A 13,554-nucleotide genomic window follows, 5' to 3' on the forward strand; every position below is an offset into this window, starting at 1 on the left:
TCGGAGTTAGCACAATCTGGCGCCGGGTGTTATCCCGGCACCAGTGACCTGTTTGAGCGAGAGTTACTCGTCTTCCAGTTCGATGTTGATGCCCAGCGAGCGAATCTCTTTCAACAGTACGTTGAAGGATTCCGGCATGCCCGGTTCCATCTGATGGTTGCCGTCCACGATGTTTTTATACATCTTGGTACGACCGTTGACGTCATCAGACTTAACGGTGAGCATTTCCTGCAGGGTGTATGCTGCGCCGTAAGCTTCCAGCGCCCACACTTCCATCTCACCGAAGCGCTGACCACCGAACTGAGCCTTACCACCCAGCGGCTGCTGAGTAACCAGGCTGTAAGAACCGGTAGAACGCGCATGCATCTTGTCATCAACCAGGTGGTTCAGTTTCAGCATGTACATATAGCCAACGGTAACCTGGCGCTCGAATTGCTCACCGGTACGACCGTCGAACAGGGTGATCTGACCGGAAGTCGGCAGGCCGCCCAGCTGTAACAGTTCCTTGATTTCAGACTCTTTCGCCCCGTCGAATACCGGCGTGGCGATCGGCATACCTTTTTTCAGGTTTTCCGCAAGACGCAGAACTTCATCATCGGTGAAGGTATTCAGATCTACCTTCTGACGAACATCTGTACCCAGGTCATACGCTTTCTGGATGAACTCGCGCAGTTTGGCGACTTCCTGCTGCTGTTTGAGCATCGCGTTGATTTTCTCACCGATGCCCTTCGCAGCCATACCCAGGTGGGTTTCCAGAATCTGACCGATGTTCATACGAGATGGTACGCCCAGCGGGTTCAGTACGATGTCTACCGGCGTGCCGTTTTCATCGTAAGGCATATCTTCGATCGGGTTGATCTTAGAAATAACACCCTTGTTACCGTGACGACCTGCCATTTTGTCACCAGGCTGAATCTGACGTTTAACGGCCAGATATACTTTAACAATCTTCAGCACGCCCGGTGCCAGATCGTCGCCCTGAGTGATTTTACGGCGCTTCGCTTCGAGTTTTTTCTCGAACTCGTGTTTCAGTTCGTCGTACTGCTCAGCCAGCTGTTCCAGCTGATTTTGTTTCTCTTCGTCGGTCAGGCCCAGTTCCAGCCAGCGATCGCGCGGCAGTTTGTCGAGCTTCTCAGCTTCAACGCCACCGGCAACCAGCACCGCGTAGATACGACCAAACAGGCCAGCTTCGAGGATCTGCAGTTCTTCAGACAGGTCTTTCTTGGCCTGCTTCAGCTGCATTTCTTCGATTTCCAGCGCGCGCTTGTCTTTTTCCACGCCATCGCGGGTGAAGACCTGAACGTCGATAACGGTACCGGAGACACCGTTTGGTACGCGCAGAGAAGAGTCTTTAACGTCAGACGCTTTCTCGCCGAAGATCGCACGCAGCAGTTTCTCTTCTGGCGTCAGCTGGGTTTCGCCTTTCGGGGTCACCTTACCAACCAGAATGTCGCCGCCGGTCACTTCTGCACCAATGTACACGATACCGGATTCGTCCAGTTTGGAGAGCGCAGCTTCACCCACGTTCGGGATATCAGCGGTGATCTCTTCCGGCCCCAGCTTGGTGTCACGGGACACACACGCCAGCTCCTGGATGTGAATCGTGGTGAAACGATCTTCCTGCACCACACGTTCGGAGACGAGGATGGAGTCTTCGAAGTTGTAGCCGTTCCACGGCATGAACGCTACGCGCATGTTCTGACCGAGCGCCAGTTCACCGAGGTCGGTGGACGGACCGTCTGCCAGCACGTCGCCGCGCTCAATTGGCTCACCCAGGGACACGCAAGGCATCTGGTTGATGCAGGTGTTCTGGTTAGAACGGGTGTACTTGGTCAGGTTATAGATGTCGATACCTGCTTCGCCCGGGTACATCTCGTCTTCGTTAACTTTGATAACGATACGGGAAGCATCCACGTACTGAACCAGGCCGCCACGTTTAGCCACTGCGGTAACACCGGAGTCGACGGCAACAGCACGTTCCATACCGGTACCAACCAGCGGCTTATCAGCGCGCAGAGTCGGAACCGCCTGACGCTGCATGTTCGCACCCATCAACGCACGGTTGGCGTCATCGTGTTCCAGGAACGGGATCAGGGACGCACCGACGGAAACCACCTGCTGGGTGGAAACGTCCATGTAGTCAACCTGGTCACGGCTGAACAAGCTGGATTCGCCTTTGCTACGGCAGGTCACCAGATCTTCTACAAAGTGGCCTTCGTCATCGAGGTTGGAGTTAGCCTGAGCGATAACGTAGTTGCCTTCTTCGATAGCAGACAGGTAGTGAATTTCGTCAGTCACAACACCGTCGGTCACTTTACGATACGGAGTCTCGAGGAAGCCGTATTCGTTAGTCTGTGCGTACACGGACAGGGAGTTGATCAGACCGATGTTCGGACCTTCAGGCGTTTCGATTGGACATACGCGACCGTAGTGAGTCGGGTGTACGTCTCGAACTTCAAAGCCTGCGCGTTCACGGGTCAGACCGCCCGGGCCGAGTGCGGAGATACGACGTTTGTGCGTAATCTCAGACAGCGGGTTGTTCTGGTCCATAAACTGTGACAGCTGGCTGGAACCAAAGAACTCTTTCACCGCAGCAGAAATCGGTTTGGCGTTGATCATATCCTGAGGCATCAGGGTATCGAGATCGCCCAGAGACAGACGCTCTTTAACCGCACGCTCTACACGTACCAGGCCAACGCGGAACTGGTTTTCCGCCATTTCGCCAACGGAACGGATACGACGGTTGCCGAGGTGGTCGATATCATCGACTTCGCCTTTGCCGTTACGGATATCGATGAGCTTCTTCATCACTTCGATGATGTCGTCTTTGCTCAGGATACCGGAACCTTCGATTTCGTCGCGCAGCAGAGAACGGTTGAACTTCATACGACCTACCGCGGACAGATCGTAGCGGTCTTCGGAGAAGAACAGGTTCTCAAACAGGCTTTCTGCCGCTTCGCGAGTCGGCGGCTCACCCGGGCGCATCATGCGGTAGATTTCTACCAGCGCGCTCAGACGATCGTTAGTTGGGTCGACGCGAACCGTTTCAGAAATATACGGACCGTGGTCCAGATCGTTGGTGAACAGCGTTTCGATGCGCTTGTGACCAGACTGGCTCAGTTTAGCCAGCAGATCCAGGCTCAGCTCCATGTTCGCCGGGCAGATCAGTTCGCCGGTTGCTTCATCGATATAATCTTTGGCAGCAACTTTGCCCGCGATATATTCAACCGGAACTTCGATATGCTTGATATCGTCTTTTTCCAGCTGACGGATATGGCGAGCGGTAATACGACGGGCTTTTTCGACGTAGACTTTGCCGTTAGCTTCGATGTCGAAGGAGGCCGTCTCGCCGCGCAGACGCTCCGGTACCAGTTCCATCTGCAGCTTGTTGTCGCGAATTTCAAAGACCACTTTCTCGAAGAACAGGTCAAGGATCTGCTCAGTGGTGTAATTCAGCGCGCGCAGGATGATGGTAGCCGGCAGCTTACGACGACGGTCGATACGGACAAACAGGTTGTCTTTCGGATCGAACTCGAAGTCCAGCCAGGAACCGCGGTAAGGAATAATACGTGCGTTATACAGGACCTTACCGGAAGAGTGAGTCTTACCTTTGTCAGAGTCAAAGAAGACGCCCGGGCTACGGTGCAGCTGAGAAACGATAACACGCTCGGTACCGTTGATAACAAAGGTACCGTTGTCGGTCATGAGCGGAATTTCGCCCATGTAGACTTCTTGTTCTTTAATGTCTTTTACTGTGCCTTCCGGCGCTTCGCGCTCGTAGATCACCAGACGCAGCTTAACGCGCAGCGGTGCCGAATAGGTCACGCCACGGATCTGACATTCTTTAACATCAAAAACAGGTTCGCCCAGACGGTAGCTGACGTATTGCAGCTCAGAGTTACCGCTGTAGCTTTTAATCGGGAACACGGAACGGAAAGCAGCTTCCAGACCGTACTGCCCTTCAGGATCTTGCTCGATAAACTTCTGAAACGAGTCAAGCTGGATGGAAAGGAGATAAGGTATGTCCAGAACTTGTGGACGTTTACCAAAATCCTTACGAATACGTTTTTTCTCGGTATAGGAGTAAACCATAGGGTTCCTCAGCTCGCTGACAAGTCGACCCGTCTGCCTAAATAAGGCAGTTTTTTATGCAACACTATTTTGTGGACCGGAAAATGGAACACTTTCCGCAATGCCTGTTTCTATCACGCTTAAACCATTTCGTTGCGATTTACACAGCTCAGGAACCCTAACCTGTCGCAGTATATTAAGTCGTCTATAGAAACAAGCATTGAAAGACAAACCAGTAGTCAAACAGCGTGAAACGCTACTGGTGCCTTACAGCGCAAAAAGGCTGGTGACCAAAAAGTCACCAGCCTCAGCCTGATTTCTCAGGCTGCAACCGGAAGGGTTGGCTTATTTGACTTCAACTTCAGCGCCAGCTTCTTCCAGAGATTTTTTCAGAGCTTCAGCGTCGTCTTTGCTGATGCCTTCTTTCAGTGCAGCCGGTGCAGATTCTACCAGGTCTTTAGCTTCTTTCAGACCCAGGCCAGTTGCGCTACGTACTGCTTTGATGACAGCAACTTTGTTAGCGCCAGCAGCTTTCAGAATTACGTCGAATTCAGTTTTTTCTTCAGCAGCTTCAGCCGGGCCAGCAGCTACAGCGACAGCAGCAGCAGCGGAAACACCGAATTTTTCTTCCATTGCAGAGATCAGCTCAACAACGTCCATTACGGACATAGCGGATACTGCTTCAATGATTTGATCTTTAGTGATAGACATTTAAATTGTTCCTGAATATCAGAATAAGTTTATACGTAAGCGAGCGCTTTATAAAGATAACTGCGATTAAGCAGCTTCTTTCGCATCGCGTACAGCAGCCAGAGTGCGAACCAGTTTGCCAGCCGAAGCTTCTTTCATGGTTGCCATCAGGCGTGCAATTGCTTCTTCGTAGGTCGGCAGAGTTGCCAGGCGGTCGATTTGCGACGCCGGGATCAGCTCACCTTCAAAGGCTGCAGCTTTGACCTCAAATTTTGCATTCGCTTTCGCGAACTCTTTGAACAGACGAGCAGCAGCGCCCGGGTGTTCCATAGAGTATGCAATCAGGGTCGGACCAACAAACGTGTCTTTCAGGCACTCGAACTGAGTACCTTCAACGACGCGGCGCAGCAGGGTGTTACGAACAACACGCATGTAAACGCCAGCTTCACGACCTGCTTTACGCAGTTCAGTCATTTTATCAACAGTAACGCCACGGGAATCCGCAACTACTGCAGACAGCGCACCTTTGGCTACTTCGCTGACTTCAGCAACAATCGCTTGTTTGTCTTGAAGATTTAAAGCCATTAGCTTTGCTCCTGGATGTTTGCCAGAGCTTATGCTCTGGAACTCACTTCACTCTTTCCAACGAAAGAGCGTCTTTAATACGGTGAGCAGAAACAAGCAAGAGTATCCAAAAATAATCTTAGCGTTCTGTCACCGTCTACGCAGGGGATTAAGTTTCTGACGAAACACCTGCGGTCTTCGACGGAGGCCTGGATAGGCCAGGCTCCAACGAACAAATCTGTTTTTATCTGTCTAACCGGGGTTAGCAGAAACGTGGGGGTAGAATTGTAGACAAATTCACCGCCCACGTAAAGCTAATCTTAGTTCGCAGAAGCGCTCAGACCAGCTTGATCGACGGCAACGCCAGCACCCATGGTGGTGGAGATGCTAACTTTCTTGATGTACACGCCTTTAGCCTGAGTCGGTTTTGCTTTTTTCAGCGCAACCAGCAGAGCTTCCAGGTTTTCTTTCAGTTTGTCAGCGTCGAAGTCCACTTTACCGATGGTGGTGTGGATGATGCCGTTTTTGTCGTTACGATAACGAACCTGACCTGCTTTAGCGTTCTTAACCGCTTCAGCAACGTTCGGAGTAACGGTACCCACTTTCGGGTTTGGCATCAGGCCGCGCGGACCCAGAACCTGGCCCAGCTGGCCAACAACGCGCATTGCATCCGGGGAAGCAATAACAACGTCAAAGTTCATTTCGCCTTTTTTGATCTGGTCAGCCAGATCTTCCATACCTACCAGCTCGGCGCCTGCAGCTTTAGCAGCTTCAGCGTTCGGGCCCTGGGCAAATACGGCTACGCGAACGGAACGGCCAGTACCGTGCGGCAGTACAGTCGCGCCACGGACGTTCTGGTCAGATTTACGAGCGTCGATGCCGAGGTTAACGGCAACGTCTACGCTTTCAACGAACTTAGCAGTAGCCAGTTCTTTCAGCAGAGAGATGGCTTCGTTGATGTCGTACTGTTTGGTCGCATCAACTTTGTCACGAATCACGGACATGCGCTTGGTCAGTTTAGCCATTTCTTAGTCCTCCACTACCAGGCCCATGGAACGTGCAGTACCTTCAATGGAGCGAGTCATCGCTTCAATGTCGGAACCAGTCATGTCGGCAGCTTTGGTCTGCGCGATTTCCTGCAGCTGAGCGCGGGAAATTTTACCTACTTTGTCTTTGTTCGGTTTACCGGAACCAGACTTGATACCAGCCGCTTTTTTCAGCAGAACGGCTGCCGGCGGAGTTTTGGTAACGAAGGTGAAAGAACGGTCAGCGTAAACGGTAATAACAACCGGGATTGGCAGACCTTTTTCCAGGGATTCAGTTTTGGCGTTGAACGCTTTGCAGAATTCCATGATGTTCACACCCTGCTGACCCAGTGCTGGACCAACCGGCGGACTCGGGTTTGCCATACCAGCTGCAACCTGCAGCTTGACGTAGGCTTGTACTTTCTTAGCCATTTAAATTTCCTCGTTTGGGTGTAGCGCCTGAAAAGGCTCCCCGTGATAAATATCGTTTTATGGGAATCGGACCCATAAAAACAAAAGGCGCGAAATTGTATGTCAATTTCGCGCCTCATGCAACGATTAAATCGCTGCTTTTTTGATCGCCGGTTAGGCTTTCTCTACCTGGGCAAAGTCCAGTTCAACCGGAGTAGCACGGCCGAAGATGGAAACAGAGACCTTCAGACGAGACTTCTCGTAGTCAACTTCTTCAACCACGCCGTTAAAGTCAGCGAACGGACCATCGCTAACGCGTACCATTTCACCCGGCTCGAACAGCGTTTTCGGGCGCGGCTTATCGCCAACCTGCTGCAGGCGATTCATGATCGCATCAACTTCTTTATCGCTGATCGGTGCCGGACGGTCAGAAGTACCCCCGATAAAGCCCATCACGCGCGGTACGCTACGCACCAGGTGCCAGCTTGCGTCGTTCATTACCATCTGGACCAGAACGTAACCCGGGAAGAATTTGCGCTCGCTCTTGCGGCGCTGGCCACCACGGATCTCGACCACTTCTTCGGTCGGCACCATGACTTCGCCAAACAACTCTTCCATATTGTGTAATTTGATATGTTCACGCAACGAGGTAGCTACGCGACCTTCAAAACCGGAAAACGCCTGAACGACGTACCAACGTTTTTTAGGAGCTTCAGACATCTCAGAACCTCAGGCCAGTGATAAAGGATACCAGGCGAACCAGAATACCATCCAGTCCCCACAGGATCAGTGACATTACCGCAGTAACCGCAGCAACAATCAGCGTGGTGTGCAGCGTTTCCTGGCGAGTTGGCCAGATAACCTTGCGGACTTCGGTTCTCGCTTCGCGGGCGAAGGCGACGGTCGCCTTACCTTTAGTGGTTAACAGCGCGACGCCACCGGCAGCAGCGATCAGAATCACTACGGCCAGCGCACGCACCGCCAGCATAATGTCACGATAAAGGAAGTTGCCTACGATGGCCACAATCAGCAGCACAGCAACGATCACCCACTTCATCGCTTCCAGGCCGCGCCCGCTCCCTTGAGCTTCGGTATTCGCACTCATAAACCAACCTGTCACAAGAATTCAGACAAATAATTTTGCCCCGCGAGAGCGAGGCAACCAAACCGAAATGCTCTGCTGCGTTTCGGACTTAACGCCCTCTACAGAGCCTGTCTCAGCAATGATTATGGCAAAAAAAATCACTGATGAGCCAGGTTCTGGTTCGAAAGCGTGCAAAAAGGGCATCAAATGATGCCCTTTTATTGCGCATTGCGTCAAATGTTATCAGCGATTAGCCGAGAACTTTTGCTACCACGCCCGCGCCAACGGTACGGCCGCCTTCACGGATTGCGAAACGCAGACCATCGTCCATCGCAATCGGGTGAATCAGGGTAACAACCATTTTGATGTTGTCGCCCGGCATGACCATCTCTACGCCTTCCGGCAGTTCGATGGTGCCAGTCACGTCAGTTGTACGGAAGTAGAACTGCGGACGGTAGCCTTTGAAGAACGGAGTATGACGGCCGCCTTCGTCTTTGGACAGGATATAAACTTCAGATTCGAATTTGGTGTGCGGCTTGATGGAACCCGGCTTAGCCAGTACCTGACCACGTTCGATTTCTTCACGTTTGATACCACGCAGCAGAACACCAACGTTCTCACCCGCACGGCCTTCGTCCAGCAGTTTGCGGAACATTTCAACGCCGGTACAGGTAGATTTCGCAGTATCTTTGATACCAACGATTTCAACTTCTTCACCCACTTTGATGATACCGCGCTCTACACGACCGGTAACAACGGTACCACGACCGGAGATGGAGAATACGTCTTCGATCGGCAGCAGGAACGGCTTGTCAATCGCACGCTCTGGTTCCGGGATGTAGGAATCTAGGTAGCCAGCCAGCTCGATGATTTTCGCTTCCCAGTCTGCTTCGCCTTCCAGCGCTTTCAGAGCGGAACCACGAACGATCGGAGTGTCGTCGCCCGGGAAATCGTACTGAGACAGCAGTTCACGAACTTCCATCTCAACCAGTTCCAGCAGCTCTTCGTCATCAACCATGTCGCATTTGTTCAGGAACACGATGATGTACGGAACGCCTACCTGACGACCCAGCAGGATGTGCTCACGGGTCTGCGGCATCGGGCCGTCAGTCGCAGCAACAACCAGGATCGCGCCATCCATCTGAGCAGCACCGGTGATCATGTTTTTAACATAGTCGGCGTGGCCCGGGCAGTCTACGTGTGCGTAGTGGCGAGTCGGGGTGTCGTATTCAACGTGGGAAGTGTTGATGGTGATACCACGAGCTTTTTCTTCCGGCGCGTTATCGATCTGGTCGAATGCGCGAGCAGAACCACCGTAGGTTTTAGCCAGAACGGTAGTGATTGCAGCAGTCAGCGTTGTTTTACCATGGTCAACGTGGCCGATAGTACCGACGTTAACGTGCGGTTTTGTACGTTCAAACTTTTCTTTAGACATCGATTGTCCCTCTAAGACACGGATAAATCGGTGATATCACCACATCAACCGGGCAACATGCCCGACTTGTTGAATGCAATAAACAGAGAGAAACAGGGAAGGAGAGATAAAGAAGTGGTGCTGATACCCAGAGTCGAACTGGGGACCTCACCCTTACCAAGGGTGCGCTCTACCAACTGAGCCATATCAGCACGTCTGGAGCGGGCAGCGGGAATCGAACCCGCATCATCAGCTTGGAAGGCTGAGGTAATAGCCATTATACGATGCCCGCATCCTGAAACTCGGCTACCCAGTTCTTTCTATAACAAAAAAAAGAGATTCATCTCTTTTTCTGTTTGAGTTGATTAGTTTAACCAAGCAACTCTGGCTTCGCAAAGCGTTGCCGAAAGATGGTGGTGGGGGAAGGATTCGAACCTTCGAAGTCGATGACGGCAGATTTACAGTCTGCTCCCTTTGGCCGCTCGGGAACCCCACCAGGCACTTGATGGTGCCGACTACCGGAATCGAACTGGTGACCTACTGATTACAAGTCAGTTGCTCTACCTACTGAGCTAAGTCGGCATCAAGTAGCGCGCATTTTAGGGAGACCTGCGAGTTCATGCAACTAAAAAATTGCATAAAATGTTCCATCGCTCATATTTTGTGCTCAAACAAGGAAAAACGGTGTAATTTCAAACAGAGAAGAACAAAAAACCGACGTTCCGCGTGTCACAAATCGATCTTCAACAGGCCGTATTTTGCCAGAGGCAGGCATTTTTGGCCGGTATTGGCGTTCCCCCCGACGCTGCAACACCCTCATTGCACTTTCTGTGCGCTGGAAAAGGTCTCACCAGTTTGCTTCAGACGCGTCGCCGCCGGTTATCCCGATAGACATTAGCGGTATTGACGCCCGCCAGCTGCGGCCGCAACATCTTCTTTATACGCCGTTGCCCTCAAACCTCACTCTTGTGATGCCTGCATTAGAAAGCGTCATTCAATGAGTTTTTTTCTTATTATTCCTCGCAATCTGGTGTTACCCTCCTGCCCATTGTCCTGATTAACTTGTGTGAAGCATCCCTCGCGCCGTTCGATTTGGCGATGCTAAGAACATGCTTATGAGCAAAAAAGAGCAGACGTTAATGACACCCTATCTACAATTTAACCGCAACCAATGGGCTGCACTTCGTGATTCCGTTCCGATGACGCTAACAGAGGAAGAAATCACGCGGTTAAAAGGCATCAACGAAGATCTTTCCCTTGAAGAAGTCGCAGAGATCTATTTGCCGCTGTCGCGTTTGCTTAACTTCTATATCAGTTCTAACTTGCGCCGCCAGGCCGTACTTGAACAATTCCTCGGAACTAACGGTCAACGCATTCCCTATATCATCAGTATCGCTGGCAGCGTTGCGGTAGGCAAAAGTACGACCGCACGCGTATTGCAGGCGCTGCTCAGCCGCTGGCCGGAACATCGTCATGTTGAATTGATAACGACCGATGGCTTCTTACATCCTAATGCCGTATTGAAAGAACGCGGGCTGATGAAGAAGAAAGGGTTTCCGCAATCTTATGATATGCACCGGCTGGTCAAGTTCGTCTCCGATCTGAAATCCGGTATTCCGAATGCAACTGCCCCGGTCTATTCGCATCTTATTTACGATGTGATCCCCGATGGCGATAAAACGGTCGCCCAGCCGGACATTTTAATTCTCGAAGGATTGAATGTATTACAAAGCGGGATGGATTATCCGCATGACCCGCACCATGTATTTGTTTCTGACTTTGTTGATTTTTCTATATATGTCGACGCGCCAGAGGAAATGTTGAAAACATGGTATATCAACCGTTTTTTAAAATTCCGGGAAGGGGCATTCACCGATCCGGACTCTTATTTCCATAATTATGCAAAGCTGTCTAAAGATGAGGCTGTGAACATCGCCACCTCATTATGGAATGAAATCAACCTACTGAATCTTAAAGAAAATATCCTTCCAACCCGCGAGCGAGCCAGTCTTATCATGACGAAAAGTGCGAATCACTCAGTGGATCAGGTTCGGTTACGAAAATAGACATTGTGAATATAAAAAAAGGGAGCTTTGGCTCCCTTTCCTCATTTATTCTGCACCGCGTAATGATATTTCACCGCCCACCCACGGCTTAATCACGCCATCCTGGTCGAGCAATAATGCGCCTTGGGTATCAATACCACGGGAAATACCAAAGATCTCCTTATCTCCAATAATAAGTTTCACCGGACGATTGAGGAAATTATCTAATTTTTCCCAGCGTGCAAGGTAAGGCGCCAGCCCTTCCTGCTCGAAGAGCTGAAGACCGGCACGGAGCTCTTTAATCAGGCGCGCGGCCAACGTATTACGATCGATGGAAACGCCAGCTTCCTGCAAGCTAATCCACCCCTGATTCACCACTTCAGACTCCACGTGCCGCATGGCCAGGTTAATCCCGGCACCGCTGACGATCTGCGCCGCATCGCCGGTTTTCCCTGTCAGCTCGACCAGAATGCCCGACAGTTTACGATCCTGCAGATAAAGGTCATTCGGCCACTTCACCCGAACCTTATCCGCACCCAGGCTCTGGAGAACTTCAGCGATGACAATCCCAATGACCAGACTCAGCCCAACCGCCGCGGCAGGCCCCTGCTCCAGTCGCCAGTACATGGAGAGATAGAGGTTGGCCCCAAATGGCGAAAACCACTTACGTCCACGCCGGCCGCGACCAGCCTGTTGATACTCGGCCACACAGGCATCGCCAGATTGCAGCTCGTTGATCCGATCCAGCAGATACTGGTTAGTCGAGTCAATGACCGGGAGTACCGTCACGCGACCACTTTCGATCTGCGCGGCAATTCGCTTTTCATCCAGTAGCTGGATCGGCTCGGGCAGACTGTAACCCTTACCAGGAACGGTAAAGACGTCAACTCCCCAGTCGCGCAAAGTCTGAATGTGCTTATTGATTGCCGCCCGGCTCATCCCCAGATGTTCGCCTAACTGCTCCCCGGAATGAAATTCGCCGTCAGCTAAAATGGCGATTAACGTCAGGGGGACCGTATTATCTCTCATGCAATAGTCTCCTCTGCATCGACTTCACCAGTTGCGCCAATAAAGCGGACTTCCGGCTGTAGCCAGACATGGAATTTCTCGCCTACCTGCTGACGGACGTGATGAGCCAGCTGAATCACATCTTCGCTGGTTGCATGGTCGTCGTTGATTAATACCAGAGCCTGCTGGCGGTGTACCGCTGCCCCACCGATGGTTTTGCCTTTAAGCTGGCATTGGTCGATAAGCCATCCCGCAGCGAGTTTGATATTGCCATCCGCCTGTGGGTAATACGGCGCATTCGGGAATTCAGCCAGCAGCGCTTGCCCTTTCTCTGCGCTGATGAGCGGATTTTTAAAGAAACTGCCCGCATTACCATTTACCTTAGGATCGGGAAGCTTAGTCATTCGCATATGGCAAACTGCATCAAATACCTGGCGTGGGGTGACGGTTTGCGGGTCAAGGCGGGTCAGGCCACCATAGGTTAAAACCGGCTGCCAGACCTTTTCCAGCCTGAGCCCTACGGCGACAATGGCATAGCGATCCTGATACTCATGTTTAAAAATACTGTCACGGTAGCCAAAACGGCATTCGCTGGCAGGGAGGCGTTGTTTATGTCCCGTGGCCAGCTCTATGCAATCGACATACTGACAAACACGTTGTAATTCAACGCCATAAGCACCAATATTCTGAATAGGCGAAGAGCCGGCACAACCCGGGATCAGCGCGAGGTTTTCCAGACCGGGCATGTCATTATCCAGCGTAAACTGCACCAGTTGATGCCAGTTTTCTCCTGCTCCCACATGCAAATGCCAGGCATCAGGCGTTTCGGTAACCTCAATTCCCATAATACGGTTGATAATCACCGCACCGGCGTAATCCTCCAGGAAGAGCACGTTGCTTCCTTCGCCGAGGATCAAAGCAGGCCAATCTTCTGCTGTGGCTTTTCGCCAGGCAGACAGCAGCTGCTGTTCATTTTCTGCACGTACAATCGCTTTGGCGGTACGGTCTATGCCAAAGGTATTCCAGGGTTTGAGGGAATGATTCATAGTGGCTTCCTGATGCAAAATCAGCACTAGTTTACCGTATATGATGGGGGAAGGCTTGCCTGAATGCGACTGTGCGGGAACGGTCAGATTTCCATTGGCTGAAAACGCAAAAAGCCCATCCGCGAGGATGGGCTTCTTACTGATTTGATGCCTGGCAGTTCCCTACTCTCACATGGGGAGACCCCACACTACCATC

At 51.7% G+C, this 13,554-nt stretch carries 11 protein-coding genes, 4 tRNA genes and 1 pseudogene; 2 read left to right on the forward strand and 14 right to left on the reverse strand.

From position 1 onward, the window contains the following. Nucleotides 1–63: 63 nt before the first annotated feature. From rpoB to ACI2JR_RS24080, 12 genes are all read right to left on the reverse strand, one after another. Complete coding sequence (gene rpoB, locus ACI2JR_RS24025; RefSeq protein WP_132731963.1) at nucleotides 64–4,092, reverse strand: DNA-directed RNA polymerase subunit beta; 4,029 nt, start codon at nucleotides 4,090–4,092, stop codon at nucleotides 64–66. A gap of 324 nt (nucleotides 4,093–4,416) precedes the next feature. Further along, the gene (gene rplL, locus ACI2JR_RS24030; RefSeq protein WP_004118416.1) at nucleotides 4,417–4,782 is read right to left on the reverse strand and encodes a 50S ribosomal protein L7/L12; all 366 of its coding nucleotides are present in this window, start codon (nucleotides 4,780–4,782) and stop codon (nucleotides 4,417–4,419) included. Nucleotides 4,783–4,848: 66 nt separating this feature from the next. Further along, nucleotides 4,849–5,346: a 50S ribosomal protein L10 gene (gene rplJ / locus ACI2JR_RS24035; protein ID WP_001207203.1), complete on the reverse strand. Its 498-nt coding sequence runs from the start codon at nucleotides 5,344–5,346 to the stop codon at nucleotides 4,849–4,851. A gap of 299 nt (nucleotides 5,347–5,645) precedes the next feature. Next, nucleotides 5,646–6,350, reverse strand: a complete 705-nt coding sequence (gene rplA / locus ACI2JR_RS24040) for a 50S ribosomal protein L1 (RefSeq protein WP_004118413.1) — start codon at nucleotides 6,348–6,350, stop codon at nucleotides 5,646–5,648. 3 nt (nucleotides 6,351–6,353) lie between these two features. Continuing rightward, nucleotides 6,354–6,782, reverse strand: coding sequence for a 50S ribosomal protein L11 (gene rplK, locus ACI2JR_RS24045; RefSeq protein WP_004097640.1), 429 nt, complete (start codon nucleotides 6,780–6,782; stop codon nucleotides 6,354–6,356). 153 nt (nucleotides 6,783–6,935) lie between these two features. Then, entirely contained in the window at nucleotides 6,936–7,481 is a 546-nt protein-coding gene (gene nusG, locus ACI2JR_RS24050) for a transcription termination/antitermination protein NusG (RefSeq protein ID WP_002438628.1), read from the reverse strand. A 1-nt stretch (nucleotide 7,482) separates the two neighbouring features. Further along, nucleotides 7,483–7,866 carry a preprotein translocase subunit SecE gene (secE, locus tag ACI2JR_RS24055; RefSeq protein WP_132731962.1) on the reverse strand — a complete coding sequence of 128 codons (384 nt, stop codon included), beginning with the start codon at nucleotides 7,864–7,866 and terminating at the stop codon, nucleotides 7,483–7,485. Between the two features lie 229 nt (nucleotides 7,867–8,095). Continuing rightward, nucleotides 8,096–9,280 (reverse strand): elongation factor Tu, encoded by a 1,185-nt coding sequence (tuf, locus tag ACI2JR_RS24060; protein WP_132731961.1) that lies wholly within the window; start codon nucleotides 9,278–9,280, stop codon nucleotides 8,096–8,098. 115 nt (nucleotides 9,281–9,395) lie between these two features. Continuing rightward, a tRNA-Thr gene (locus ACI2JR_RS24065) sits at nucleotides 9,396–9,471 on the reverse strand. 5 nt (nucleotides 9,472–9,476) lie between these two features. Continuing rightward, nucleotides 9,477–9,551, reverse strand: a tRNA-Gly gene (locus tag ACI2JR_RS24070). A 119-nt stretch (nucleotides 9,552–9,670) separates the two neighbouring features. Next, nucleotides 9,671–9,755, reverse strand: a tRNA-Tyr gene (locus ACI2JR_RS24075). Between the two features lie 10 nt (nucleotides 9,756–9,765). Further along, a tRNA-Thr gene (locus ACI2JR_RS24080) sits at nucleotides 9,766–9,841 on the reverse strand. 37 nt (nucleotides 9,842–9,878) lie between these two features. Between ACI2JR_RS24080 and ACI2JR_RS24085 the strand changes: the two are divergent. Next, a pseudogene (locus ACI2JR_RS24085) lies at nucleotides 9,879–9,959 on the forward strand (hypothetical protein); the annotation flags it as partial. Nucleotides 9,960–10,374: 415 nt separating this feature from the next. Next, entirely contained in the window at nucleotides 10,375–11,325 is a 951-nt protein-coding gene (gene coaA / locus ACI2JR_RS24090) for a type I pantothenate kinase (protein ID WP_132731959.1), read from the forward strand. A 45-nt stretch (nucleotides 11,326–11,370) separates the two neighbouring features. Here coaA and birA read toward each other — a convergent pair whose 3' ends face one another. Together birA and murB are read right to left on the reverse strand one after the other, a co-directional pair. Further along, nucleotides 11,371–12,333, reverse strand: coding sequence for a bifunctional biotin--[acetyl-CoA-carboxylase] ligase/biotin operon repressor BirA (gene birA, locus ACI2JR_RS24095; RefSeq protein WP_132731958.1), 963 nt, complete (start codon nucleotides 12,331–12,333; stop codon nucleotides 11,371–11,373). After that, nucleotides 12,330–13,358: a UDP-N-acetylmuramate dehydrogenase gene (murB, locus tag ACI2JR_RS24100; protein ID WP_462479644.1), complete on the reverse strand. Its 1,029-nt coding sequence runs from the start codon at nucleotides 13,356–13,358 to the stop codon at nucleotides 12,330–12,332. The genes birA and murB overlap by 4 nt, the downstream gene beginning before the upstream one ends. Nucleotides 13,359–13,554 lie beyond the last annotated feature (196 nt).

The organism is Klebsiella sp. NPDC088457 (genome assembly GCF_044900465.1).
Classification (GTDB): domain Bacteria; phylum Pseudomonadota; class Gammaproteobacteria; order Enterobacterales; family Enterobacteriaceae; genus Klebsiella.

What these genes read in the sequence shown, in the direction of transcription:
- coaA (WP_132731959.1), top strand. Translation starts at nt 10,375, where the DNA reads ATGAGCAAAAAAGAGCAGACGTTAATGACACCCTATCTACAATTTAAC.
- rplL (WP_004118416.1), bottom strand. Translation starts at nt 4,782, where the DNA reads ATGTCTATCACTAAAGATCAAATCATTGAAGCAGTATCCGCTATGTCC.
- murB (WP_462479644.1), bottom strand. Translation starts at nt 13,358, where the DNA reads ATGAATCATTCCCTCAAACCCTGGAATACCTTTGGCATAGACCGTACC.
- rpoB (WP_132731963.1), bottom strand. Translation starts at nt 4,092, where the DNA reads ATGGTTTACTCCTATACCGAGAAAAAACGTATTCGTAAGGATTTTGGT.
- rplK (WP_004097640.1), bottom strand. Translation starts at nt 6,782, where the DNA reads ATGGCTAAGAAAGTACAAGCCTACGTCAAGCTGCAGGTTGCAGCTGGT.
- rplA (WP_004118413.1), bottom strand. Translation starts at nt 6,350, where the DNA reads ATGGCTAAACTGACCAAGCGCATGTCCGTGATTCGTGACAAAGTTGAT.
- tuf (WP_132731961.1), bottom strand. Translation starts at nt 9,280, where the DNA reads ATGTCTAAAGAAAAGTTTGAACGTACAAAACCGCACGTTAACGTCGGT.
- nusG (WP_002438628.1), bottom strand. Translation starts at nt 7,481, where the DNA reads ATGTCTGAAGCTCCTAAAAAACGTTGGTACGTCGTTCAGGCGTTTTCC.
- rplJ (WP_001207203.1), bottom strand. Translation starts at nt 5,346, where the DNA reads ATGGCTTTAAATCTTCAAGACAAACAAGCGATTGTTGCTGAAGTCAGC.
- birA (WP_132731958.1), bottom strand. Translation starts at nt 12,333, where the DNA reads ATGAGAGATAATACGGTCCCCCTGACGTTAATCGCCATTTTAGCTGAC.
- secE (WP_132731962.1), bottom strand. Translation starts at nt 7,866, where the DNA reads ATGAGTGCGAATACCGAAGCTCAAGGGAGCGGGCGCGGCCTGGAAGCG.